The organism is Nocardia jinanensis, assembly GCF_014645735.1.
Lineage (GTDB): Bacteria > Actinomycetota > Actinomycetes > Mycobacteriales > Mycobacteriaceae > Nocardia > Nocardia jinanensis.
In genome coordinates, this window is sequence record NZ_BMMH01000002.1 from 535,881 (window position 1) to 559,423 (window position 23,543).

A 23,543-nucleotide genomic window follows, 5' to 3' on the forward strand; every position below is an offset into this window, starting at 1 on the left:
TCGGCTCGGACGCGAAGGGTGGTCACCATGCTCGTGCAGGTTCAGGACAGCACCGACAGCGTTGCCGAACGGGCCCTGATCGATTGGCTCAGCGGCTGGGACGGCGCGGGCAGCCCGCAGGGGGTCGCGACGGTGAACTGCGGCCTGGTCCATCAGGACGTCGTCTACCATTTCGACGCCGTCGTCTGGACGCCGACCAGCTGTGTGGTCATCGATGTCGCGGGGCTGCGTTCCACCCACGGCGGCACCCTGCAGGTCCCGCTGACCGGCGACTGGACGCTCAACGGTGTCCGCGCCGAACTGGAGACCAGCGACAACCGTTCACCACTGGAACGTTCCCGCGAACACACCTTCGCGCTGCAGAACTGGCTCGCCGCGCGGGGGCTGGGGCAGCGCGCGGTGCACGGGGTCGCATTGATCGTGCCCCTGCAGAACGCACCGGTGCAGATCGAGCAGAAAGTGCACGACCCGAGTTTCGATGTGATCCTCGGCGACGACGGGAACCGGCTGCGGAACTACTTCGGTGTCCTCGCCGAACGGGAGTCGCACCGCTGGACCGTCAACGACGTCGCGGTGTCGTTCCGGGGTATGGGGATGCTGCCGTATCTCCCGGCGCCGCAGCGCCTGCTCGACGAAGGTTTCATCGGCCCCGTCGATGTCACCCTGTGGCACGGCGGGCCGGCTCAGGCCGAGGCCGAACAGTACGCGGAGGATCTCGCCGAGTACGAACGCGCGGCGGGGTCCCGGCGGTTGCGCTCCCCCTGGTACAGCCCGTGGCGGCTGTATCCGCGCGAGGTCGGCGATATCGACTTCGGCCGCGCCGTCATGCGCGCGGGGTTCGCGCTCGGGATGTTCGTCGCGATCGCCTGGATGCTGTGGTTCGTGATCACCGCCTTCCTCACCTACGGCCCGGGGTGAGCCGGCCCACCGAAGCGACCGCCGGCGTAGCCGATGCACGGGGCCGGGGTCCCGAGCGCACCGCGGATCCCCTCATCAGCGCGGTCACCGCCGCCACCGGAGCCACCGTCGCCGCGACGATCCCCCTTTCCTTCCCGCCGGGCGGCGGGCCGACGGCATTCGATCTCGCTGTCGACCAACGGGTGGATCCGCGGCTGGATGCCCGGCCCTGGATCGCCGAGGTGCTGTCGCTGGCGACCGATACCGGGGTGGTGCTGGCGATCCTGTGCGGTGGCGTCGCGTGGTTCGCCTGGCAGCGCAGATGGTGGGAGACCGCGACCATGGTGCTGGTGCCCGAGGCGGCGGTCGCGATCAATGCCTGGGCGCTGAAACCGTTCTGGTCCCGGCCTCTGTACGACTATTTCGCGTATCCGAGCGGCCATACAGTGCACCTGGTGGCCGTAGTGACCACGCTGGTGCTGCTCTTGCGTTCAGCCCGGGCCCGCACGGTGATCGTCGCGCTCACGGTCGCCGCCTGGTGCGGGGCCGGTATCGGGATGATCGCGCTCGATTACCACCTGACCACCGATATCGTCGGCGGCGCCGCGGCCGCCATCGCGCTGGCGATCGCCCTGTACTGGGTGGCCGTGTACATCGGGCGCGCGCTCGGGGCCCGTTCCGGCTGACCGGCCCGGGCCCGCTACCGGGGCTACCGGCGCTCGTACACGCTCGCGTCGTCCAGCATCGCGGCACCGAGCATGGACTCCGGAACTCCCAGCCCTTCGACCAGCGTGAGCGCATCCGGGCGGAGCCGGTCGACGAGTTCGTTCACTCCGCGACGGATCGCCTTGGCCCGTTCCACCGAGATGAACCGGTGCATGATGTACCAGGCCGAGTTCTCTTCCAGGATCGAGTACACGTACAGATCGCAGACGGTCTCGGCGAGCCGGCGGGCCTCCTCGTCCTCGATATCGGAGATGCCCTCGATGAAGGCCTCGAGGATCAGCCGGTCGATATGAGCGGCACCGGCGGCGAGGATATGGTCCTGAGCGTTGTTGAACGCCTCGAACGGCTCGGTCTCCTCGGCACGCGCGCGCAACCGGTGCGCGGCCGTCCGGGTCAGGTAGTCCTCGCGGTCGGCGAAGAGCGCGAGCTGCGTATCGCGGCGACCGAGATCGCCTTCGTCGACCGTCTCGCCGCCGCGGTCACGCAGGGTCTGGATGAGCTGACGCACCCCGGAGCGTTTGCGCACCACATCGCCCGCCATGGTCGCGGCGAAGCGGACCCAGCCCAGCGCGTCCAGGTCTCGGACCTCGTCGGCGTAGGACGTCAGGATCTCCTTGGCGACCAGCTGGGTGAGCACCACATTGTCACCTTCGAAGGTGGTGAACACATCGGTATCGGCCTTCAGGGTGACCAGCCGGTTTTCCGTCAGGTACCCGGCACCACCACAGGCCTCGCGGCATTCCTGGATCGCGCGGGTGGCGTGCCGGGTCTGCGCCACTTTCAGGCCGGCGGCCCGCTTCTCCAGCGCCCGCTGGCCCCCGGCGGACAGATCCTGGCCGGTCTGCACCAGATGCATACGGCGGACCAGATCGTTCTGCGCGAACGACAGCGCATAGGAGTGCGCGAGCAGCGGCAGCAGCCGACGCTGATGCATCCGGTAATCCAGCAGCAGAGTTTCGGCGCCGTTGTCGGGATCGCCGAACTGACGGCGCTTCAGCGAGTACCGCAGCGCGATACTCAGACCGACCCGGGCGCCGGCCGCCGCCGCGCCGCCGACACTGACCCGGCCGCGCACGAGAGTGCCGAGGGTGGTGAAGAAACGGCGGCTGGGGTTTTCGATCTCGGAGCTGTAGGTGCCGTCCGGCGCGACATCGGCGTAGCGATTGAGCAGGTTCTCGCGCGGTATCCGCACCTGGTCGAAGACGATCCGGCCGTTGTCCACACCGGGCAGTCCCCCCTTGCGGCCGCAATCGGAGGTGGTGACGCCCGGGAGATCGTTGCCCTGGTCGTCGCGGATCGGGACCAGCACGCAGTGCACCCCGTGCGCACCCGACGGGGTCCGCAGCTGTGCGAAGACAGCGGCCATCCGCGCGTGTTCGGCGGCACCGCCGATATAGTCCTTACGCGCCGAGGGTGTCGGCGTATGGATCACGAATTCCTCGGTGGCCGGATCGTAGGTCGCGGTGGTCTCCAGATTCGCGACATCGCTGCCGTGCCCGGATTCGGTCATCGCGAAACAGCCCAGCAGATCGAGTGAGATCAGCCGCTGGATGTGCTCGCGGTGCCGCTCGCTGCCCAGGTTCTCCACCGCACCACCGAACAAGCCCCACTGCACCCCGGATTTCACCCAGAGCGACAGGTCGGCATAGGCGAGCATCTCGAGTCCCACGACGGCCGCGCCGGGCTCACCGGTACCGCCGTGCTCCCGCCGGAACCCGCGTTCGGCGTAACCCAGTTTGGCCAGCGAACGCATCTGCTCCAGCACCCGGGCCCGCGCCTCGGGTAGATCGAGATCGGGGTCGCCGGTGTATTCCTGCCCCGCGAGCTGGGTGCGGGCCTGTTCCCGGACCTCGCCCCACGGCCCGTCCAGTGCCTGACGTAAACGCTGCGCTGTCGAAGTGCTGCCGGTGCTCATACTTCCGACCCTAATGGGCGCAGCTGGGCGAACCCATCACAAACCGCGCACCGCCGGAGCGAAGGTGGAGGTACGCCGAGGCGCCGGTGTAACGCAGAACACGTGGTGTGTAACGCCCCCGGAACCGGGTATGGCGCCTGTGGAGACGGCCCAGGTCAGCAGTGCGATCGGGAAGTTTTCTCCAATTGGCATGTCAAATAAACCGGTACGTAACAAACGTCACAATTTCGAAGTGCCTTTTGCGGTGGGCAAGAGGCCCCTCCGGCCACTACCTTCGCGGCTATGGCTGCGCAAGGAACCCTGGAAGGAGCGACCTCCGAACCACCGATCACCCCGGACCCGTCCGGCTACGCCGACTCTCGGCGTAACCCCCTGCGCCTGCCCGTCCTCACCGGCGCCATCAGCAAATTGGTCGCCGACCGTCCCGCCACCGCCGATACGATCGTGTCCGCGCCGGCACCGCTGCAGCCCATCGATCTCTCCGATGACGCCGCGGTCGCCGAGGTGCTGGACCTGGCGGTGCGGATGGGTGAGGTTGTGCTGGCATCGGGTTCGGCGGTCACCGATACCGAGACCACCATGCGGTTCATCGCCGCCACCTACGGTCTGTCGGCCTGTGATGTCGAGGTCACCTACAACTCCATCCGCATTTATGTGCACCGCGGCACGCGGCTGCCGTCGGCGAGCTCGATGCGGGTCGTGCAGTACCGCTCGCTCGACTTCACCCGGCTCGCCGCGGTGGACCGGCTCACCCGCCGTATCCGCCGCGACGTCATACCGCCCGACGAGGCGCGCCGGGCCCTGGACGCCATCACCTCGGCGCCCCACCCGTACAAGCGGCGGACGGCAACCCTCGGCTGGTCGCTGATGGCGGCCGCGATCTCGCTGCTGCTCGGCGGCGGATTCCTGGTCGCGGCGCTCAGCTTCGTCACCACGGCAGTGATCGACCGGACCAACCGGATGCTCAACCGGCACGGGCTGCCGTTCTTCTTCCAGCATCTGGTGGGCGGGGCGATCGCCGCTGTCCCGGCAGTGGTCCTGGCCGCCTTCGCCGGACCGCTGGGGATCTCGGTCAGTCCGACGCTGATCATCGCGGCCGGGATCACCGTGCTGCTCAGTGGGCTGAGCCTGGTGGGCTCGGTCCAGGACGCGATCACCGGGGCACCGATCACGGCGGCCGCGCGCATGCTCGAACTGCTGATGATGACCGGTGGGATCATCGCCGGGATCGCCCTCACCCTGCGTATCGGCGAAATGTTCGACGCCACCGTGCCTTTGGATCTCGACCCCGGGCACGGACTCACGAATCTGCCGGTGCAGGTGGTGGCCGGTGCCGCTGCGGCGACGACGTTCGCCCTGGCCTGCTACGCGGAGCGGCGTGCGCTGGCCGCCGCGGCGGCCAGCGGCGCGATGGGCACCATCTGCTACCTGATGGTGATCACGGCCGGCTTCGGGCCGGTCGTCGCCGCCGGTGCGGCCGCTATCGCGGTCGGTCTCGTCGGTGGTCTGTTCGCCCGCCGTGCACTGACCCCACCGCTGGTCGTCGCACTCGCCGGTATCACCCCGCTGCTGCCCGGTCTGAGCATCTACCGGGGTCTGTACGGCCTACTCAACGATGAATTGGCGCGCGGCGCGAACCAGTTGCTGGCGGCCTTCGGTATCGGTTGCGCACTGGCCGGGGGTGTCACGCTCGGCGAATGGTTCGACCGGACGGTGCGCCGCCCACCGATCCTGCGCAAGTTCGGCACGCTGCGTCGTCCGGTGGTCAAGCGCAGGCGGCGGCCGACGGTGAACCTGGGCAAGATCCGGCCGACGGTGAACCTCGGCAAGCGGCGTCCCACCGTGAACCTAGGCAAGCGGATCGGCACGGTACCGGGACGGCATCCGGTGCGGGTTCCCGTGCAACATTCCACTCCCACCACGGAAGCATCACGGGACTTGTCCCTCAGCCTGCCGGCGGCCGGGCAGTTGCCCCAGGTGCCCAAGCTCGCCGAACGTGGCACGTCCCCGGTCCCCGAGTTCGATCGCGGGATCTGGAGCCACGATCTGGAACCGGCGCCACTGGTTCCCCCCGTCGCACTCCCCGACGCGACGCCCGCGGCACTGACCGCCGACATGCTGGAAATGCCGGTACTGTCGGCCGATCCGCTGGGCCTGCCGGCCGAACCCCTGGGTGTCACCGAGGACACCTCGCCGACCCTGGCGATGCCGATCCTCGTTCCGGGGGCTCCGGTAGGACCCGGCACGGGCGATCCGGTGGGAGTCGGCGCAGCGGATGCACGGCTCGCGCCGACCGAACCGCTACCGGCCGCGTTGCACCCGGACGGCCGCTGACGGAGAAACCCTGACCGGGCTCCGGACCCGGTATCGTCGGGTTGTCTACCGCCCGGTCGCGTGGTGTGCACTCGCACCGCGCGACCGGCGCAATCGGCCCGGGTGAGGTGCCCGGGCCGCATCCGCAGGAAGGTGCACTCGATGCCGGACACTTTCGACACCACCGAGCCGGCCGTGTCCTCGTTCTCCACTCGCATCCGGGAGGCCACCGCCCGCGAGCACGAGGAAGCGGAGAACTCGACCTTCATCACCGAGATGCTGGACGGATCGCTCGGTATCGACTCCTACCGCCGCTACACCGGGCAACTCTGGTTCATCTACCGGGCGCTGGAGGCGAATGCCGAAGCGCTCGCCGCCGACCCGGTGGCCGGCCCGTTCATCAAACCGGAACTGGCGCGCACCGCGGAACTGGAACGGGACCTCGCGCATCTGGCCGGACCCGGCTGGCGCGACGAACTGGCCCCGCTGCCCGCGACGGCCGCCTACGCCGCGCGGATCGAGGAATGCGCCCGGGCCTGGCCGGGCGGCTATATCGCCCACCACTACACCCGCTACCTCGGCGACCTCTCCGGCGGGCAGGTGATCCGCGGCAATGCCGAGAAACTCTGGGATCTACCCCATCGCGGCGACGGTGTGCGGTTCTACGTATTCGAAGACATCGGTAATCCCGCGGCGTTCAAACGCGAGTACCGGGCCCTGCTCGACCGGATCGGCGTGGACGAACTGGAGCAGCGCCGCATCCTCGACGAGGGCAAACGCGCCTTCGTGCTCAACCGCGCGGTGTTCACCGAACTGGCTGCCGAGTTTCCGGCTCGGCGCCCTTCCTGATCGGCGACCGACCGACCTGGTCATCTGATACATTCCGGCCCGTAGCGACCGTGAGCGAAGGGTGAACCGTGTCCGAAACCTCTGCCGCCGGCCCGGTATCGGCCGACGAGAACCCGGTGATCGTGGTCGGGGCCGGGCTGGCCGGTCTCGTCGCCACCTATGAACTGACCAAGGCCGGACACCGGGTCCTCGTCCTCGATCAGGAGAATCGCAACAATCTGGGCGGTCAGGCGTTCTGGTCACTGGGCGGGCTCTTCTTCGTGGACAGCCCCGAGCAGCGGCGCCTCGGTATCAAGGACTCCTACGAACTGGCGCTGCAGGATTGGCTGGGTTCGGCCGGGTTCGACCGCGACGACGAGGACCACTGGGCCCGGCAGTGGGCCGAGGCCTACGTCCGGTTCGCCGCCACCGAGAAGCGCGGCTATCTGTACAACCTCGGTCTGCGAGTGACCCCGCTGGTCGGCTGGGCCGAACGCGGCGGCGCCCTCGCCGACGGCCACGGGAACTCGGTGCCGCGGTTCCATATCTCCTGGGGCACGGGTCCGGGGATACTCGAGGTGTTCCTGAATCCTGTTCTCGAAGCCGAACGCGAGGGCCTGGTGCGCTTCGCGTTCCGTCACCGGGTGGACGAACTGCGCGTCCACGACGGCGCGGTCACCGGCGTGCGCGGCAGTGTGCTCGAACCGACCGAACTCGCTCGCGGTGTCGCGTCCTCGCGCACAGTGGTGGGCGATTTCGACTTCCACGCCCGCGCCGTACTGGTCACCTCCGGCGGGATCGGGCACAACCACGACCTCATCCGGCAGAACTGGCCGGTGGATCGGCTCGGTCCCGCGCCGCGCACCATGATCTCGGGGGTGCCCGCCCATGTGGACGGGCGGATGCTCGGTATCTCCGAATCGGCCGGCGCCGCCCTGGTGAACCGAGACCGCATGTGGCACTACACCGAGGGCATCAACAACTGGGACCCGATCTGGCCCGATCACGCCATCCGGATCATTCCCGGTCCCTCGTCGCTGTGGTTCGACGCGAACGGCAAGCGGCTCCCCGCACCGTGTTTCCCCGGCTTCGACACCAATACGACTATGAAGGCGATCCTGGCGACCGGCCACGACTATTCGTGGTTCGTGCTGACCCAGTCGATCATCGAGAAGGAGTTCGCGCTCTCCGGGTCCGAGCAGAACCCCGATATCACCAGCAAGGACCGACTCACCACGGTGCGCAGCCGGTTCACCAAGGGCGCGCCGCAACCGGTCGAGGCGTTCAAGGAACACGGCGTCGATTTCGTGGTGGCCGATACGCTGCGCGAACTCGTCGACGGGATGAACGCGCTGGCCCGCGGCCCGCAGCTGGACTACGCCGCGATGGAGAAGCAGATCGTGGCCCGCGATCGCGAGATCACCAACAAGTTCACCAAGGACGCGCAGGTGTCGGCGATCCACAACGCGCGCACCTTCTTCGGGGATCGGACCGCCCGGGTCGCGAAACCGCATCGGATCCTGGATCCGGCCGCCGGGCCACTCATCGCTGTGCGGCTCAATATCCTGACCCGCAAAACCCTGGGCGGGTTGCAGACCGATCTCGATTCGCGAGTGATGCGGCCCGACGGCACCCCGCTGCCCGGGCTCTACGCCGCCGGTGAGGTCGCCGGATTCGGCGGCGGCGGTGTACACGGATACAACGCCCTGGAGGGCACGTTCCTGGGCGGTTGCATCTTCTCCGGCCGGACCGCCGGCCGCGCGCTGGCCACATCGCTCGACCGCGCATGATCCGCGGAGCCGGGCGCCCGCGATCGGGTGCCCGGCTCGCTCACTCCTGGGAGAGCAGGCGACCGGCCTCGGCGGCCAGCGCCGCCAGCTGCCGAGCCTGGCGTCCGGTGTCGATCGCCGGACGCCCGGAACCGATCCGGGTGGACAGCGACAACGCCGCCACCGTCACACCCCGGCGGCGCACCGGGACCGCCACGCAGCCGATACCGGCGACCGCTTCCTCGTTGTCGACGGCGATACCCTGCCTGCTGCGGATACGCGCCAACTCCCGGTGCAGCTCCAGCCGATCGCCGATGGTGCGTGAGGTCAGCCGGGGAAGTTGTTCACGCAAGGAGGTTTCCACCACACCGGGGTCCAGGCTCGCGAGCAACGCCTTGCCCAGCGCGGTGCTGTGCGCCGGGAGCCGCCCACCGATCCGGGTCGGAACCGCGGCGCTCTGCCGGCCGCCGGTCTTGTCCAGATAGACGACATCGCGGCCGTCCAGCACCCCCAGATGCCCGACCGACAGGGTGCGCTGGCACAGTTCGTGCAGTAGTGGACCGATCACGGTGCGCAGTTCGTTGTGGCCCGCGGCCAGCCCGCCCAGCTCCAGAGTGCGCAGGCCCAGTCGATAGCCGCCCGGATAATGGGCCAGCCAGCGCAATCTGATCATCTGGTCCAGGATGCGGTGAACCGTGGAACGCGGCAATCCGGTGCGTTCCACCAGATCCTGCAGCGTGAGCACCGGTGTCCCCGGCTCGAACGCGTCCAGGATCAATGTCATCCGCTCGATCATCGACACCGGCGGCGCAGGACGGGCCGGGGATTGCGTTCCCCGCCACGACCCGCCCGGCTCCGGGTCGGCCAGCACCTCGACCGTCAAGACTTACCTCCATCGTGCAGCCCGGCCAGCATATGCGCAGCGAACCGAACGGTATTGACCATGCCCTTTTCCGTACCGGTGCAAACCATCACGGGCCTGTCAGCTCGGCATGAAGGGCGCATTGAGGACACTGCACAGCCACCGCCCGTCGACCAGTTCCATCACCGTGGACACCGACAGGTCCCGGGTCGTCTCCGCCTCGCCCGGCACCTGGTTCAGGGTGGTGAGCTGTACCTGCACGTCGGCGCGGGTATCGCCGTCGCCCATGGTCGCCGCGCAGCTGGTGTTCCCGGCCCGGGAACGCTCCGGATCCGAGGAGATCAGGACCCGGGTCATCGGGAGTACGGTCGCGGCCTGGCTCTTCCACTGCCCGGTGGCACCGGCCTGCACCTTCTGTTCCCAGCCCGCCGGATCGTCGTAGTCGTAACTGGCGACGAGTGCGGTGTACTCGCAGGCGGCCTGTTCGGCCGCCGCCTTCGCATCGGCCGGCGGCGCGGCGGTTCCCGCACCGTCCCCGGTACGCAGGGCGACGGTGAGCCAGGCGGCCGCGCCGAAGATCGCGACGACGACCACAGCTCCCAGAGCCGTGAGTGAACGCCGGCTCGGACGCCGCGGCCGAACCGGTGGTACCGGAAGAGGGGGCGTCACGGCGGCTGACGCGAGCACGGCGGGCATCGTGACCGCGGGTTCGGTGAGCGCGCGGCGGGCGGCCAGCGCCAATTCGCCGCAGCCGGCGAAGCGTTCGTACCGGTTTTTCGCCATGGCCCGTGCGACGACCCCGTCGAACCCGGGCGGCAACCGCGAATCCACCTCCGAGGGTCGCGGCACCGGAGCATTGAGATGGGCGTTGATGAGTGCGCCGGTGGTCGCCGCCGGATACGGCAACTGCCCCGTCAGCATGTAGTAGAGGGTGCAACCGAGGGAGTACACATCGGCGCGGCGGTCGATATCGGGGCGCATCTCGAACTGTTCGGGCGCCGCGTAATGGAAGCTCGCGTACAACTCTCCGGTGCGGGTGAGCCCGTCGGCGTGATCCAGCGCTTTGGCGATACCGAAATCGGAGAGGTACACCTGCTGCTGTTCACCCCAGGCCAGCAGGATATTGGCGGGTTTCACGTCCCGGTGCAGCACTCCGGCCGCGTGGGCGTGCTCGAGTGCCCGCGCGGTCTCCTCGATGATCCGCACCGCGTGGTCGGGACGGACCGGACCACGCTGCAGCACGTCCGCCACATCGGTGCCCTCGACGTACTGGATCGCCATCCACAGCCGGCCCTGTTCCTCGCCGCGGGCGTACACGGCGACGATATTCGGATGCGACAGCCGCGCCGCGGTATCGGCCTCGCGCAGGAACCGGGCCCGGATATCGCTGTCGTCGCCGACGATCGGGGTCAGCAATTTCAACGCGACGGGCCGCGGCAGATCGCGGTCGCGGGCGAGGTAGACCTCGCCCATTCCCCCAGCGCCCAGCAGACGCTCGATGTGATAACCGGCGAAGACCTGTCCCGGTTCGAGTCCGTTCCTCACGCGCTACGCAGTCCGGGCCATCCGTATGCCTGGGGTCCGGGCGCGGGCCCGGCCCGGCCGGCCGTGGGCTGCTGTTGCTGGGCCGCGGGCACCGCGGCCGTGGGCTGCGGGAGACCGTGTTCGCGCCGGAACTCGTCCATATCCATCCAGCGGACCTGCTGGACGAGCTCCTCGAGTTGATCACCGGGCAGGAAACCGGACTGCGAGTACACCAGCGTCCCTTCGCGGAACGCCATGAGCCACGGGTACCGGTCCACCTGCCCGGCGGCCGCGAGCGCGGGTTCGGCCTCGGCTTCCACGGTGGCGTGCACGATATCGCGGTGTAGCTGCGCGGACTCCTCGAAAACCGGCGCGAAGCGGGTGCACCAACCGCACCAGGTCGCCCAGAAGTCGACCAGCACTATGTGATTGGTGGCCACCACCGTCTGGAAGTTCTGCTGCGTCAGTGGTGTCGTCGGCATGGTCGTCCTCCCGCGGCCCGACCCGGACCGCCCGCGTGCGTACTGACCCCGTCCGGAATCCTCGCACGGACGGGCTTCGGCCGCCGGGTGAAAAGCGCACTCCCGACCACCGATATCCGGCAGCCTACGCGCCGGGAACCCTCATGAGCAGCCCGGTCGCGCACACCATGCGGCCGCCCCGGCCACCGCACGTCCACAGCTGGGACGATAACGTGTTCTCATGAGCGAAAACGAGGCCGGGAACGTCCTCCCCGACGCCGAGCATCACGAGGGCGGATTCCGGCCGATGTCGGAGTTGATGGACGCGGTCCGCGCTGTCGACACCAGTCGCGGCGGACCGCACTACGGCGATTTCGTCGAACAGGTGCGCACGCTCATGGACCGGGCCCGGCTGACGGTGCCGCCGGACGAGCTGGTGCAGGAGGCGGCCGGCATCCTGGAGAAGCTGAACGACCGGCTGGCCGCCTACGTCGGCGAGGAATGGGACGCGCCGGGCTGGACCCGCTTCGATCTGCCCGCCCGCGGAAATGTCACGCTGCCGCCGTACCAGGTGGATCGGGTCGACCGGGAGGGCGTGGCGGCCCGGATCACCTACCGGACCTTCCACCTGGGCGGGAACGCTGCCGCGCACGGCGGGTACATCTCGCTGGGCTTCGACGATCTGATGGGGCTGGCGGGGTCGGCTCATTCCGGCTCGGTGACCCGGACGGCTTCGCTCACCGTGGACTATCGATCGATCACACCGTTGAACAAGGAACTGAAGCTGCGCGCCTGGGCCGAACGCCAGGAGGGCCGCAAGGTATGGATCAAGGCCACCCTGCACGACGGGGACCGGCTGTGCGCCGAGGCCAACGGCCTGTTCATCGTGTTGAAGCCCGGCCAGCCCTGACCTCGCGGACGGGCGCTCCGGTGCGGCGGACGCTGTGATCGGCGCGGAGTCACGGTGCGCCGAACGACGCAGGCGGCGGGACGGCCACTGGTGCCGGTTCCCGCCGCCGTCGGCAGCGGCGGCCGCGATCAGCGCCGGTCACCGTCCGGATAGTGCTCGGCTAGGTAGGGCGCGAAGGCGTTGTCCACCTCGTCCGGGTCGAGTCCGAAATCGGCCAGCGAATACTTGTGCGCGGGCCGGGCCGCCCCCGAAGTGGACTCCCCGTGTAGCGCGGTCAGCTGTGCGCGGGCCGCATCGGTGAACTCGATGCCGAACTGTGTGTAGATCTTCTCGACGGTGCCGATCGGATCGGTCACGAAATCCTCGTAGTACACATCGCAGAACTGCGCCGCCGGATGTTTCTTCCGATCCTGCAGAAACGTTTTCGCACCCCGCGACCACAGTTCGAGCTGCGCGGCACCCACCACCGGTCCGCGAAACTTCTCCGACCAGCCCGCGGTCGCCTGTTCGTTCAGACTGCACACCGAGGCGACGATGGTGCGCGGCAGCCGGTGCATCTGGATCACCAGCGCGTCCGGGTAGACGGCCAACAGCGCGTCGAGGGCGAACAGATGGCTCGGATTCTTCAGTACCCACCTGCGGCCGGGGTCGTCGAGACCGATCAACTGCAGATTCCGGCGATGCCGTTCGTAGGCGGGCGTCCAGTCCTGATCGCGCAGCCATTCGGAATAGCGGGGCAGATAGCCCAGGCATTCGTAGGAGATCGACATCGCCGACTGCCGCAGCAACTGCCAGCACTCCTCCACCTGGTCGGCGGAGATATGGTGCACGCCCATGAATTCGGGATGCTCCACATGGTGCTTCTCGTACCCGGCCTGCAAGCGCGCGAAAACAGGGTTCTGTTCCCAGGTCTCGCGCGGCGGGCGGGGCTGCGGCATCTCGGTCAGCCACATCTCCAGGCCCTGGTGCCCGGGGTCGGCGGTGAGCAGGCGGTGCACCGCCGTGGTGCCCGAACGCGGCAGCCCGGTCACGAAGATCGGGCGTTCGACCGCGATATCGGCGTGCTGCGGATACTGCTTCCAACCGGCTTCGCTCAGGGCCCGGGCGATCAGGGCACCGCGCAGCAGTGCGCGAGTGACCTTGTTACCGAACGGGGTGAGTTCCGCGTCGTGCTCGTAGGAATCCAGCAGCACCGACAGCCCGGTGCGGTAGTCGTCGTCGCCGAAATCGTCGAGCCCGACCACCTTGGTGGCGGAGGCATGCAGATCGTCGATGGTGCCGACATCATCCCTGCCGATCATTTCTCGTTACTCCTCAGTGGTGGAATTCGCCGCAGTTCACATCGAGACAGGTTCCGGTGATCGCACGCGACATCCCGGAGGCGAAGAAGACGACGGCGTCGGCGATCTCATCGGGTTCGGGCAGACGCCGCAGATCGATATCGGCGGCCGTCTCGGTGTAGATATCGTCCGCACTCACCCCGCGTTCCCCGGCCAGATAGTCGAAATACCATTTCAGGGTGTCGGCCCAGATCCAGCCCGGTGCCACGGAATTGACCCGGATACCGCGCGGGCCCAGTTCGGTGGCCAGGCTCTGCGCGAGCGCCAGCAGGGTGGTCTTCGCCATCTTGTACGGGCCGTACGGCTGACGTGAGTGCCGCAGTACCGCCGAGTTGATCATCACCACCGACCCCTTGCTCTCGGCGAGGGCGGGAGCGAACAGGCGGGTCAACCGCAGCGCGGCGAACACGTTGGTTTCCAGGTTGGTCCGCAGATCGTCGAAGGCCACCTCGGCGAGGTCCACCATCGGCGGCATGGCGAAGGCATTGTTGACCAGTGCGTCTACCCGGCCGAACTCGGCACGGGCGATATCGACGAGATTCTGGGCGGCGGCGTCGTCGGTGATATCGGTAGGCACCACCAGCGCGCGGCGGCCCACCTCCTCGATCTGTGCCGCGACCTTGCGCAGCCGCTTCTCGGTACGTGCGGCCAGGACCACGTCGGCACCGGCCTTCGCGCTCTGCAACGCGATCGCCTGCCCCAGCCCGGGACCGATTCCCGAGACGACGACGACCTTGTCCTGCAACAGCATCAGCCGAGCATCCTCTCCGCCACAGCCGCCTGGCGGCCGGCGATCCGGGCCTTCCAGTCCTGCGGGGTGATCCGCGACTCCTTGTAATAGGGCAGCCGGTCCGGCAGTTCGTCGAAGGACACCAGTTCCACCGTCGGGCCGTCCTCGGGTTGCATCTCGCGCGATAGCCGCTGCCAGCGGAACTGCAGGTAGGCACGGTCGTGACCGGTGCGTTCGATCCAGTTGATCAGGCCCGGATCGCGTTCGCTGATCACCAGCCGGATCATGCCGTCCGGGTCCACATCGGCCTGATCGGCGTTGAGGCTGGTCTGGTGGTTGATGTAGTCCAGCGAGAGATACCACATGCTGCCGAGCTGGAACCCGTGGTAGGGCGCATCCGATTTCGGCACGGTCAGGATCATCACCTGATCGTCGGTGAGGTCGTAGTGCCCCACCGAGGAGAACTGGGTGGACAGTCCGCCCGGGGTGCGCCGCGGTTCGGTCATGGTGTTGACCGGCAGGTTCAGATAGAACCATTCGGGGAAGGCGAGGAAGGTTTTCAGCCGTGACACCAGCATCTTGCCCGCGACCTCGTAGCGTTTCGCCATCAGGTCCGAGGTGATCGCGGGCGGGGCCGAGCCCACGGTATCGGCGCGGCTGATCCGTACGGTGCCGGCTTTCTCGTTCGCCCAGTCGCCGAAGACCTCGCGTACCGCGAGCATGGTCGAATCGGCGGCGAGCTGGATATGGTTGCGGCCGCCGGGACCCGGGCCCAGGGTCAGTTCGTAGCTGCCGTCGGCGGCGATATCGATGGAGCGGTCGTCGAAGGCGGTTTCCCCGCCGGGGACCTCGGTCGGCGAATAGTTGCCGTTGAGTACCTGGAAGCTCAGGTCGCGGGTGGTGCCGCGGGTCCCGGTGACCACGTAGTCGGCATCGGGCCGCAGGTTCGCGTGCCAGTAGAGGGTGTCCGGGTTGTCCAGACCCATTTTGGTGTACGGCCCGGTGGACTGGACGAAGAACGGGAAGTCCCGTTCGAAGGCCCATGACATCTGGATGGCGGCGCGGATACTGCCCGCGAGATAGTCGTAGCCCTCGGCGAGATCCTGTTCGGTGCGGATATGCGGGGCACTCTTGATGATTTCCTCGGCGGCGGCGATCGAGTCCGCGAACGGCTGGGTCAGCACGATACTCCCGGTGTTCCATATATGTACCGCCCTGGTACATTGCGATACCGAGAAGATTAGAACCTGTTCTAGGAGCGGTCAATGTCAGCAGGAATATCGGAGGTTCGCGAGGTCGGCCGGCGCTCCGCTCCCACCCAGCGCGTCGTCCAGGTGCTCGATTACGTCGTCGCCCGGCGCGGACGCCGGACCGGACTCTCCGAAATGGCCCGCGAACTGGGCCTCGCCAAACCCACCTGCCTGGGCATTCTCACCGAGCTCGCCGCCGCCGGCTACCTGACCCGCGATCCGCGCACCCGCGAGTACGGCCCGGGCCCGGCGCTCATCGCCGCGGGCCGGGTGGCCCAGGAGAGTTTCTCCATCGCGGCACTGGCCCATCCCGAGCTGGAACGATTGAGCGCGGCCTACGGCACCACCTGCACCGCCTCCGCCGTCGTCGGCGAGCGGATCAGCGTCCTGGACAGCGCCGGCCCGGCGATGGTGCAGGTCGGGGCCACGTACCGATTCGCCCCGCCGGTCGGGCTCATGTACGTGCTCTGGGATACCGAGGCCGCCTTCGATGCCTGGCTGAGCACCGCGCCGACCGTGCCGCTGCGCCAGGACGAGACCCTGCTGCGCCGGATCATGGCCGAATGCCGGGACCGCGGCTACCTGGTGGAGAGCACGACCGGCGCGGGCCGGCAGCTGTACTCGCTCCTGGCCGGGGTGGCCGGGCACGATCTGCCCGAGCAGCTGCGCACCGCTGTCGCCGAACTGGTCACCACACTCGGCGAACGGGTCTATCTGGGCTCCGACCTGCGGCCGCGCAAGGAGCATCCGGTGAGTCTGCTGGCCGCGCCGACCTACGACGCCGACGGTCGCCAGCAGCTGGTGCTCACCATGTACGTCGGAAAGCCGATCACCGGAGCCGAGATCGCCCGCCGGGGCACCACCTTGGTGGCCGCCGCCGACGCGGTCACCGCCGCCGCGGGTGGGCGTCATCCGGCAAACCGTTGACCACACATAGAAACGTGTTCTAGTTTTTAGGCGTGAGCCAGCACACGAAGTCGGCGGCGAGTACATACGAACTCTCGCATCAGGCCGCGCTCGAGGCCGAATCCGTCCATATCCTCCGGGAGGTGGCCGCAACCTTCGAACGTCCGGTCCTGCTGTTCTCCGGCGGCAAGGACTCCGTGGTGATGCTGCATCTGGCCACCAAGGCGTTCTGGCCGGCCCCGGTCCCGTTCCCGATCCTGCACATCGACACCGAGCACAACTTCGACGAGGTGATCGACTATCGCGACGCGGCCGTCGCGAAGTACGGATTACGCCTGCTCGTCGGCCGGGTCCAGGACGATATCGACGCCGGTCGAGTCACCGAGGACACCGGCCCCCGGGCCAGCCGCAACCGCCTGCAGACCGCCACCCTGCTGCGCTCACTGCGCGAGGGCCGGTTCGACGCGGTCTTCGGCGGCGCCCGCCGCGACGAGGAGAAAGCGCGAGCCAAGGAACGGGTCTTCAGTTTCCGCGACGAGTACGGGCAGTGGGATCCGCGCCGGCAGCGCCCCGAACTGTGGAACCTCTACAACGGTAAACACCGGCCCGGCGAACATATCCGGGTCTTCCCGCTGTCCAACTGGACCGAACTGGATATCTGGACCTATATCGCGAGCGAGGGTATAGAACTGCCGTCGCTGTACTACGCGCACCGCCGCCCGGTGGTGCAACGCGACGGCATGCTGCTGGCGCACACCCGTTTCCTGACCCTGCTCGACGGCGAGGAACCACAGGAGGCCCTGGTGCGCTTCCGCACCGTGGGCGACGCCACCTGCACCGGTTGCGTGGAATCGAGCGCCGCCACCCCCGCCGAGGTCGTCGAGGAAGTCGCGACCGCGCGGGTCACCGAACGCGGCGCGACCCGCGCCGACGACCGGATCTCCGAGGCCGGAATGGAAGACCGTAAACGAGAGGGCTACTTCTGATGAGCACCCTGCTGCGCCTGGCCACCGCGGGCAGCGTCGACGACGGCAAGTCCACGCTGATCGGACGCCTCCTCTTCGATTCCAAAACCCTGTTCACCGATCAACTCGACGCGGTGGAGCGCACCAGCCGCGACCGCGGTGAGGACTATCCCAACCTCGCCCTTCTCACCGACGGGCTGCGGGCGGAACGCGAACAGGGCATCACCATCGATGTCGCCCACCGCTATTTCGCCACGCCCCGGCGCAAATTCATCATCGCCGACACCCCGGGACACGTGCAGTACACCAGGAACATGGTCACCGGGGCCTCCACCGCGGATCTCGCGCTCATCCTGGTGGATGCCCGGCACGGAGTGGTCGAGCAGACCCGGCGGCACGCGTTCCTGGCCTCCCTGCTGGGGGTGCCGCACCTGGTGCTGTGCGTCAACAAGATGGATCTGGTGGGCTACTCCGCGCAGCGGTTCGCCGAGATCCGCGAGGAATTCGCCGGTTTCGCGTCCCGGTTGCAGATCGCGGACCTGACCTTCATCCCGATGTCGGCGCTGAACGGCGACAATATCGTGCATCGCAGCGCCACCATGGACTGGTACGAGGGCACCCCGCTGCTGCACCACCTCGAAGAGGTGCATATCGCCTCGGACCGCAATCTCATCGACGCCCGCCTGCCTGTGCAGTACGTGATCCGCAGCCACACACCGGATTTCCGCGGGTACGCGGGCACCATCGCCAGCGGGGTCTGGTCCCCGGGCGACGAGATCACCGTGCTGCCTTCGGGTCTCACGACCACGGTCACCGGAATCTGGGGGCCGGGCGGGGTACCGCTCGACCAGGCGTTCCCGCCGCAGGCGGTCACCGTCGGACTCGCCGACCAGCTCGATATCGGCCGCGGCGATATGCTCTGCCGACCCGCCAATCGCCCGCAGGTCGGCCGGGATATCGACACCATGGTCTGCTGGTTCAGCGACGAGGCCGAACTGCGCCCCGGAGCGTCCTATACGGTCCGTCACACCACCCGCAGTGTTCCCGCGCAGATCCGCTCACTCGACTACCGCCTCGATGTGAACACGCTGCACCGGGACGAGAACGCGACCTCGTTGTCGCTCAACGAGATCGGCCGGGTGCAGCTGCGGACCCGGCAGCCACTGCAGTTCGATCCCTATCGCCGCAATCGCACCACGGGCAGTTTCCTGCTGGTCGACGAGATCACCGGCGATACCGTGGGCGGCGGGATGATCACCGGGCCCAGCCTGCCCTCGTCGCGGGTGGTCTGGCATGCGAGCGCGGTCGAACGGTCCGAGCGCGCGACCCGCGGACTGACCATCTGGCTCACCGGACTGTCGGGGTCCGGGAAATCATCGGTGGCGGTGGAGCTGGAGCGGCGCCTGGTCGCCGCCGGACGCCCCGCGTTCCTGCTCGACGGCGACAATCTGCGCCACGGTCTCAATTCCGATCTGGGCTTCAGCGCGGCCGATCGCACCGAGAACATCCGCCGGGTGGGCGAGGTCGCCCGGATGTTCGCCGAATCGGGGACCGTCGCCATCGTCTCCCTCATCAGTCCCTACCGGGCTGATCGCGAGCGGGCGCGCGCCACCCACGACGCCGCCGGGATCGCCTTCGTCGAGGTTTTCGTGGACACCCCGCTGGAGGTGTGCGAGGCCCGTGACCCCAAGGGCCTCTACGCGAAGGCCCGGGCCGGGGAGGTCCGCGGTTTCACCGGTATCGACGATCCCTACGAGGCGCCGAGCGCACCGGCGCTGGTGCTGCGCCCGGAGGACGGCGATCCGGCCGCGATGGCCGCCGCGATCCTGGCGCTGCTGGCCCGGGAGGAAAACGCCTGACGCACACCGTATGACAACCGGCGAGTGCCGCGATCTCGCCGGTTACAACTCCCCCGGTGCGATGCCACTGCGCCGGGCCAGCACCCTGGTCCCTGGTCCGAACGCGGCGCCGGGACCGGGCAACGCCGCGACATCGCCGGTGGTCACCGGTTTCCCACACGCCGAGCAGCAGACCTCCGGCGTGAACTCCGCACCACACTCCTGGTGCACCAAACGCACCGGCGGCCCGCCCGCCGGTGTCGCCCATTTGTCGCCCCAAGCCATCAGCGCCATCAATACCGGTACCAGTTCGTGGCCGGCCTCGGTCAGGTGGTACTCGTGCCGCAGCGGACGCTCCTGATACACGCGGCGCTCCACGATCCCGTCGATGACCAGTGTCTCGAACCTGCGGGTGAGCAGATTGCGGGAGATGCCGAGGTTCTCCACGATGTCGTCGAACCGGTGCAGGCCGAGGTAGATGTCTCGCACGATCAGCGGTGTCCACCACTCACCGACACGTTCCAGGGACTGCCCGATCGAGCAGTGCATATCCGCGAAGCTGGTCCGATGCATGACCCCAGCATAGAGGGTTGCTTCATTGAACTCACCCTTGTACGTTGCAGAACAGGAAGAGTTCAATGAAAGGACTGACTAAATGCCGTTCGTGGAGTTGTTCGTCCCCAAGGCCACGCTCGACCAGGAGCGCCGCGAGAAGATCGGTGGGCAGCTGGTATCGGAGGTGATGATCGCCGAGGGCGCCCCGGACACCGAAGCGGCCCGGTCCATCTCGTGGCTGGTGGTGAACGAGATCGACGCCTGGTTCGTCGGCGGCCGGCAACTACCGGCCGGGGAGCAGCCGAAATACGTGGTGCGAGTGGGAGTTCCGGCCGGTTCGATGAACGACGACAAACGCCGTGACATCGTGCGGCGCGTCACGCGGGTGCTCGCGGACGCCGACGCGGATCCGGAACGGTTCACCCGAGCCACCGCCGCGTGGGTACATATCGACGAGATTCCGGAGGGCAACTGGGGAGCGGGCGGGGAGATCGTGCGCATCGAGGACATCGCGGCGTTGGTGACCAGCGGTTAACCCCTCGGCCGGGGCCGCGCTGCGGATCCGGTCTTCGCGGTCCAGGATCTGGGCTTCGAAGCCGCAGCACGGGCTGATATTCGCGGTGGGCGGCCTCGGCGCAGCGGCCGGATCCTCCGTCGCGGAGCAGACCCGATTGGATGTCGTGAGACGAATGCCTTCTTGGGTACTGACTACCGCGCCGCAGTGAGCTGCCTCACAAACCTGTCACAGGACCGGGTCAGGTGGTGTCTCTACGGCCGACCTTCCGAGAAACCCAGGAGCTCGTCATGACAATCGTTCTGTGGATCGCAACCGGACTGCTGGCCACCCTCGCTCTCTTCGGTGGAATCACCAAGGCATTCGTCCCCAGGGCGAAGCTGTCGGCGTCACCGGGCGGGGAATGGACCGCGAACGCATCCGACGGCTTCGTCAAGTCCCTCGGTGTCCTTCAGATCCTGGCCGCCGCCGGCCTGATCCTGCCCGCCGTGCTGGACATCGCCCCGGTGATGGTGCCGGTGACCGCTGTCTGCTGGGTGTTGCTCATGGCCGGTGCGATGATCACCCACGGCCGCCTCGCGGAGTACAAGTTCGTCGTGCTGAACTCGGTGTACCTCGCGCTGGCGGCGTTCATCGCGTGGGGGCGCTTCGTCGTCGAACCATTCACGAGCTGAGAGCCGGACCGAAACGTGCCGCCGGCACGACCACCAGAGAGATCCAGCAGTGAACGACCACACCACCGACCCGGCGACAGAAGCCTTTCTCGCCCAGCGCAACCTGCTGTTCACCGTCGCCTACGAGATGCTCGGGTCGGCAGCCGATGCCGAAGACGTCTTGCAGGAAACCTGGCTGCGATGGATGAAGGTCGACCATGACCAGATCAGCGATCAACGCGCCTACCTGGTTCGCATCACGACCCGGCAAGCGCTCAACCGGCTACGCACCATGAAACGACGCAGAGAATCCTATATCGGCCCCTGGCTGCCCGAACCGATGCTCACCACACCGGATGCCGCCGAGAACGTCGAACTCGCCGAGAGCATGTCGATGGCCCTGATGCTCATCCTGGAAACTCTCTCGCCCACGGAGCGGGCGGTGTTCGTATTGCGCGAGGTCTTCGAGTTCGACTACGACGAGATCGCCGCCGCCGTCGACAAAAGCCCTGCTGCGGTCCGGCAGATAGCTCACCGTGCCCGCCGCCACGTCGACGCCCGACGCCCCCGCGAAGTAGTATCCGCGAGCCGAGCGAGGGCGGCACTGGAATCGCTGCGGCTCGCCCTCGAAACCGGGAACCCGCAGGCCCTGCTGGATGTGCTCGCCCCGCAAGTCGTCCTGATCAGCGACGGCGGCGGCGTCAAACGGGCCGCGCTACGGCCGGTCGTCGGCGCCGAGATGGTAGTGCGTTACCTCCTCGGGGGCATCGCCAAGACCGACGCCGCGATCACCACCGAAGCCACCATGGTCAACGGCAGCCCAGCACTGGCCTTCCGGGTCGACGGCGACATCGACGGCATCATGGCCGCCCAAGTGGAAACGGGCCGCATCACAGGCCTCTACTTCATCCGTAATCCACAAAAACTGACCCGCATCGCATCACAGACCCCGCTCACCCTGCGGTGAACGATCCGAGCCCCGCGGCTACCACTCGGTGAGCGGCGCCCGGTACTGGTCCCCGCTATCGCGCTCGAACTCGAGACATCCAGCCCCACACTCCGCGAAAACCGGTCGGCGGACCGCGGCGACCGCGCGGCGGCGGGCTACGCCGCGGCCACCCTCGAGCTCCCCGGTAGCGGTGAACGGCCCCGTTCCGCCACCACCGAGCAGGCCCGCGCCGACCTGCGCCTGGCGCTGAAGGCCGGCGAGCCGGTCGACGACGAGATCGTGGACCGGCTCGTCCTCGCGCTGGTCGAGAAAGCGGTCCCGGAATGGCGGGCCGCCCCGGACGCCCTTCTTTTCGCTGCCCGAGATCGGCGGCCCGGTCGGGTACTCGGGAGGGGTGATCGCCATCGGCATCCGGTTGGCTGTGGTCGAGCCGCGTATCCCGGCCGCCCTTCTGTTCGCCGGGAGTTTCGTTCCCCGCACCATGTTCGAGGGGGCGCGGCGGGTGACCATTCCGCTGCAGGTCCTGCTGCAGTGGGACGACGAAGGAAACGACCGGCAACTGGCCCTGGACCTGTTCGACGCCTTCGGCTCCGAGGAGAAGACACTGCACGCCAATATGGGCGGGCACACCGGCGTACCACGGTTCGAGGGGGACGACGGGAACCGGTTCTTCGCCCGTCACCTGAAGTGACACAGGCCCGTCGGGCCGACAGCAGACGGCTAGGAGCTATCGGCCGGGATCCCCCTCATCGTGGACAGGTCCCGGCCCTCCTCGACAGCGGTGGCCAGCGGATGCACAACCGCCCCGATCGCGGCGGCACCGGCAATCGGCGGTACCGGCCGGTCGGGGCGGCGCGGCCACCAGCGCACCGATCGTCGGCCTATCCGCGGTCCGGCTGGATATTCCCGGCCGGACGGGCGGCGTTGTCCTCGCCGATCAGCGATGATCTATCCCATTCGTGGACGGCCGTCGGCCGGGCCGGGTTCAGGGCGGAGACAGCCGAGGATGAGGGTGATGACGCGTTCGGCGACGTCGGGTGTGTGGCCCTGCACAGCCTGGCAACCGACAATGATCGCCTTGGTTTCCCGGACCGTCAGGTCGCCACGGGCGGTACCGGCCCGCTGCGCGTCGGCGAGGAGTTCGCCGATCAGGGCCAGGAATTGAGCTTCCACGTCCGGGGCCAGGACATCGAGGTCGATACCGTCACCGGCGATGACCTGGGTCAGGCCTTGATCGACCGCACCCCAGTCCACGGCCATAGCCCGGATGAACCCGAACAGGGCCTCACCTGGTCCGGCGGAGTCCAGCAGGGCACGTCCGGCTGTCACGACCTGCTGTAGACGGTGTTCGAAGACGGCAATGAACAGGGCGTTCTTGGTAGGGAAGTGCCGGTACACCGTGCCCGCGCCGACACCGGCGCGGCGGGCGATCTCGTCGATGGGCACCGACAGCCCTCGGGCGGCGATGGTCGCGTAGGCGGTCTCGAGGACCAGTTCCCGGTTGCGTACCGCGTCGGCGCGTAGCGGCTTGGCGGGGTCGGCCATCCGGATCACCTCCAGTGCGCCACCCCACCTGCAAACGGGGCGCGCGTTCCGTATAGTTGAGCACAAGCGGGGCGCTCGCCCCGTATCCGGATT

Annotated in this window: 21 protein-coding genes and 1 pseudogene; 13 read left to right on the plus strand and 9 right to left on the minus strand. The window is 68.0% G+C overall.

What is annotated here, in order from left to right; all coding sequences use genetic code 11:
* Positions 1 to 27 precede the first annotated feature (27 nt).
* Complete coding sequence (locus IEY68_RS06985; RefSeq protein WP_058856287.1) at positions 28 to 918, plus strand: hypothetical protein; 891 nt, start codon at positions 28 to 30, stop codon at positions 916 to 918.
* Positions 915 to 1,583 carry a phosphatase PAP2 family protein gene (locus IEY68_RS06990; RefSeq protein WP_058856288.1) on the plus strand — a complete coding sequence of 223 codons (669 nt, stop codon included), beginning with the start codon at positions 915 to 917 and terminating at the stop codon, positions 1,581 to 1,583. Before IEY68_RS06985 ends, IEY68_RS06990 begins: the two co-directional genes overlap by 4 nt.
* Positions 1,584 to 1,606: 23 nt before the next feature.
* Here IEY68_RS06990 and IEY68_RS06995 read toward each other — a convergent pair whose 3' ends face one another.
* A complete protein-coding gene (locus tag IEY68_RS06995; RefSeq protein ID WP_058856289.1) occupies positions 1,607 to 3,538 on the minus strand; it encodes an acyl-CoA dehydrogenase family protein in 1,932 nt (643 codons plus the stop codon).
* Positions 3,539 to 3,820: 282 nt separating this feature from the next.
* On the opposite strand from IEY68_RS06995, the gene IEY68_RS07000 reads away from it, so the two are divergent.
* From IEY68_RS07000 to IEY68_RS07010, 3 genes are all read left to right on the plus strand, one after another.
* Positions 3,821 to 5,872 carry a threonine/serine exporter family protein gene (locus IEY68_RS07000; RefSeq protein WP_189094095.1) on the plus strand — a complete coding sequence of 684 codons (2,052 nt, stop codon included), beginning with the start codon at positions 3,821 to 3,823 and terminating at the stop codon, positions 5,870 to 5,872.
* A gap of 141 nt (positions 5,873 to 6,013) precedes the next feature.
* Positions 6,014 to 6,700 (plus strand): biliverdin-producing heme oxygenase, encoded by a 687-nt coding sequence (locus IEY68_RS07005; RefSeq protein WP_058856337.1) that lies wholly within the window; start codon positions 6,014 to 6,016, stop codon positions 6,698 to 6,700.
* Positions 6,701 to 6,768: 68 nt separating this feature from the next.
* Positions 6,769 to 8,469, plus strand: a complete 1,701-nt coding sequence (locus IEY68_RS07010) for an FAD-binding dehydrogenase (RefSeq protein WP_156426336.1) — start codon at positions 6,769 to 6,771, stop codon at positions 8,467 to 8,469.
* A gap of 40 nt (positions 8,470 to 8,509) precedes the next feature.
* On the opposite strand, the gene IEY68_RS07015 is transcribed toward IEY68_RS07010, so the two are convergent.
* From IEY68_RS07015 to IEY68_RS07025, 3 genes are all read right to left on the minus strand, one after another.
* The gene (locus IEY68_RS07015) at positions 8,510 to 9,331 is read right to left on the minus strand and encodes an IclR family transcriptional regulator (protein ID WP_058856290.1); all 822 of its coding nucleotides are present in this window, start codon (positions 9,329 to 9,331) and stop codon (positions 8,510 to 8,512) included.
* A 99-nt stretch (positions 9,332 to 9,430) separates the two neighbouring features.
* On the minus strand, positions 9,431 to 10,855 hold the full coding sequence (locus tag IEY68_RS07020) for a serine/threonine-protein kinase (RefSeq protein WP_058856291.1): 1,425 nt from the start codon (positions 10,853 to 10,855) through the stop codon (positions 9,431 to 9,433).
* Positions 10,852 to 11,316, minus strand: a complete 465-nt coding sequence (locus IEY68_RS07025) for a thioredoxin family protein (protein ID WP_058856292.1) — start codon at positions 11,314 to 11,316, stop codon at positions 10,852 to 10,854. Before IEY68_RS07025 ends, IEY68_RS07020 begins: the two co-directional genes overlap by 4 nt.
* Positions 11,317 to 11,536: 220 nt before the next feature.
* Between IEY68_RS07025 and IEY68_RS07030 the strand changes: the two genes are divergently transcribed.
* On the plus strand, positions 11,537 to 12,205 hold the full coding sequence (locus IEY68_RS07030) for a PaaI family thioesterase (protein ID WP_058856293.1): 669 nt from the start codon (positions 11,537 to 11,539) through the stop codon (positions 12,203 to 12,205).
* 128 nt (positions 12,206 to 12,333) lie between these two features.
* On the opposite strand, the gene IEY68_RS07035 is transcribed toward IEY68_RS07030, so the two are convergent.
* From IEY68_RS07035 to IEY68_RS07045, 3 genes are read right to left on the minus strand one after another with little or no spacing between them, the layout of a single operon-like run.
* The gene (locus IEY68_RS07035; RefSeq protein ID WP_058856294.1) at positions 12,334 to 13,506 is read right to left on the minus strand and encodes a sulfotransferase family protein; all 1,173 of its coding nucleotides are present in this window, start codon (positions 13,504 to 13,506) and stop codon (positions 12,334 to 12,336) included.
* 13 nt (positions 13,507 to 13,519) lie between these two features.
* On the minus strand, positions 13,520 to 14,296 hold the full coding sequence (locus tag IEY68_RS07040) for an SDR family oxidoreductase (RefSeq protein WP_058856295.1): 777 nt from the start codon (positions 14,294 to 14,296) through the stop codon (positions 13,520 to 13,522).
* Entirely contained in the window at positions 14,296 to 15,459 is a 1,164-nt protein-coding gene (locus IEY68_RS07045) for a hypothetical protein (RefSeq protein ID WP_058856296.1), read from the minus strand. Before IEY68_RS07045 ends, IEY68_RS07040 begins: the two co-directional genes overlap by 1 nt.
* 81 nt (positions 15,460 to 15,540) lie before the next feature.
* On the opposite strand from IEY68_RS07045, the gene IEY68_RS07050 reads away from it, so the two are divergent.
* From IEY68_RS07050 to cysC, 3 genes are read left to right on the plus strand one after another with little or no spacing between them, the layout of a single operon-like run.
* Positions 15,541 to 16,452 carry a helix-turn-helix domain-containing protein gene (locus IEY68_RS07050; protein ID WP_062996885.1) on the plus strand — a complete coding sequence of 304 codons (912 nt, stop codon included), beginning with the start codon at positions 15,541 to 15,543 and terminating at the stop codon, positions 16,450 to 16,452.
* A gap of 32 nt (positions 16,453 to 16,484) precedes the next feature.
* Positions 16,485 to 17,417, plus strand: a complete 933-nt coding sequence (cysD, locus tag IEY68_RS07055) for a sulfate adenylyltransferase subunit CysD (RefSeq protein ID WP_058856297.1) — start codon at positions 16,485 to 16,487, stop codon at positions 17,415 to 17,417.
* Positions 17,417 to 19,255, plus strand: coding sequence for an adenylyl-sulfate kinase (gene cysC, locus IEY68_RS07060; protein WP_058856298.1), 1,839 nt, complete (start codon positions 17,417 to 17,419; stop codon positions 19,253 to 19,255). Before cysD ends, cysC begins: the two co-directional genes overlap by 1 nt.
* 42 nt (positions 19,256 to 19,297) lie before the next feature.
* Here the strand turns inward: cysC and IEY68_RS07065 are convergent, their stop codons facing one another.
* Positions 19,298 to 19,807 carry a winged helix-turn-helix transcriptional regulator gene (locus IEY68_RS07065; RefSeq protein ID WP_058856299.1) on the minus strand — a complete coding sequence of 170 codons (510 nt, stop codon included), beginning with the start codon at positions 19,805 to 19,807 and terminating at the stop codon, positions 19,298 to 19,300.
* Between the two features lie 82 nt (positions 19,808 to 19,889).
* Between IEY68_RS07065 and IEY68_RS07070 the strand changes: the two genes are divergently transcribed.
* The 4 genes and pseudogenes from IEY68_RS07070 to IEY68_RS07085 all read left to right on the plus strand — a co-directional run.
* Positions 19,890 to 20,324, plus strand: coding sequence for a tautomerase family protein (locus tag IEY68_RS07070; RefSeq protein WP_058856300.1), 435 nt, complete (start codon positions 19,890 to 19,892; stop codon positions 20,322 to 20,324).
* 269 nt (positions 20,325 to 20,593) lie between these two features.
* Positions 20,594 to 20,977: a DoxX family protein gene (locus tag IEY68_RS07075; RefSeq protein ID WP_058856301.1), complete on the plus strand. Its 384-nt coding sequence runs from the start codon at positions 20,594 to 20,596 to the stop codon at positions 20,975 to 20,977.
* A gap of 49 nt (positions 20,978 to 21,026) precedes the next feature.
* Positions 21,027 to 21,923, plus strand: coding sequence for an RNA polymerase sigma-70 factor (locus IEY68_RS07080; RefSeq protein WP_062996883.1), 897 nt, complete (start codon positions 21,027 to 21,029; stop codon positions 21,921 to 21,923).
* A 126-nt stretch (positions 21,924 to 22,049) separates the two neighbouring features.
* Positions 22,050 to 22,596, plus strand: a pseudogene (locus tag IEY68_RS07085) (alpha/beta hydrolase); the annotation flags it as partial.
* A gap of 257 nt (positions 22,597 to 22,853) precedes the next feature.
* Here IEY68_RS07085 and IEY68_RS07090 read toward each other — a convergent pair.
* On the minus strand, positions 22,854 to 23,450 hold the full coding sequence (locus IEY68_RS07090; protein WP_058856339.1) for a TetR/AcrR family transcriptional regulator: 597 nt from the start codon (positions 23,448 to 23,450) through the stop codon (positions 22,854 to 22,856).
* Positions 23,451 to 23,543 lie beyond the last annotated feature (93 nt).

Excerpts from the sequence above, each read along its gene's own strand:
- IEY68_RS06985 (WP_058856287.1), top strand. The coding sequence starts at position 28 with ATGCTCGTGCAGGTTCAGGACAGCACCGACAGCGTTGCCGAACGGGCC.
- IEY68_RS06995 (WP_058856289.1), bottom strand. The coding sequence starts at position 3,538 with ATGAGCACCGGCAGCACTTCGACAGCGCAGCGTTTACGTCAGGCACTG.
- IEY68_RS07000 (WP_189094095.1), top strand. The coding sequence starts at position 3,821 with ATGGCTGCGCAAGGAACCCTGGAAGGAGCGACCTCCGAACCACCGATC.
- IEY68_RS07005 (WP_058856337.1), top strand. The coding sequence starts at position 6,014 with ATGCCGGACACTTTCGACACCACCGAGCCGGCCGTGTCCTCGTTCTCC.
- IEY68_RS07025 (WP_058856292.1), bottom strand. The coding sequence starts at position 11,316 with ATGCCGACGACACCACTGACGCAGCAGAACTTCCAGACGGTGGTGGCC.
- IEY68_RS07030 (WP_058856293.1), top strand. The coding sequence starts at position 11,537 with ATGAGCGAAAACGAGGCCGGGAACGTCCTCCCCGACGCCGAGCATCAC.
- IEY68_RS07035 (WP_058856294.1), bottom strand. The coding sequence starts at position 13,506 with ATGATCGGCAGGGATGATGTCGGCACCATCGACGATCTGCATGCCTCC.
- IEY68_RS07040 (WP_058856295.1), bottom strand. The coding sequence starts at position 14,296 with ATGCTGTTGCAGGACAAGGTCGTCGTCGTCTCGGGAATCGGTCCCGGG.
- IEY68_RS07050 (WP_062996885.1), top strand. The coding sequence starts at position 15,541 with ATGTCAGCAGGAATATCGGAGGTTCGCGAGGTCGGCCGGCGCTCCGCT.
- cysC (WP_058856298.1), top strand. The coding sequence starts at position 17,417 with ATGAGCACCCTGCTGCGCCTGGCCACCGCGGGCAGCGTCGACGACGGC.
- IEY68_RS07065 (WP_058856299.1), bottom strand. The coding sequence starts at position 19,807 with ATGCATCGGACCAGCTTCGCGGATATGCACTGCTCGATCGGGCAGTCC.
- IEY68_RS07070 (WP_058856300.1), top strand. The coding sequence starts at position 19,890 with ATGCCGTTCGTGGAGTTGTTCGTCCCCAAGGCCACGCTCGACCAGGAG.
- IEY68_RS07075 (WP_058856301.1), top strand. The coding sequence starts at position 20,594 with ATGACAATCGTTCTGTGGATCGCAACCGGACTGCTGGCCACCCTCGCT.
- IEY68_RS07090 (WP_058856339.1), bottom strand. The coding sequence starts at position 23,450 with ATGGCCGACCCCGCCAAGCCGCTACGCGCCGACGCGGTACGCAACCGG.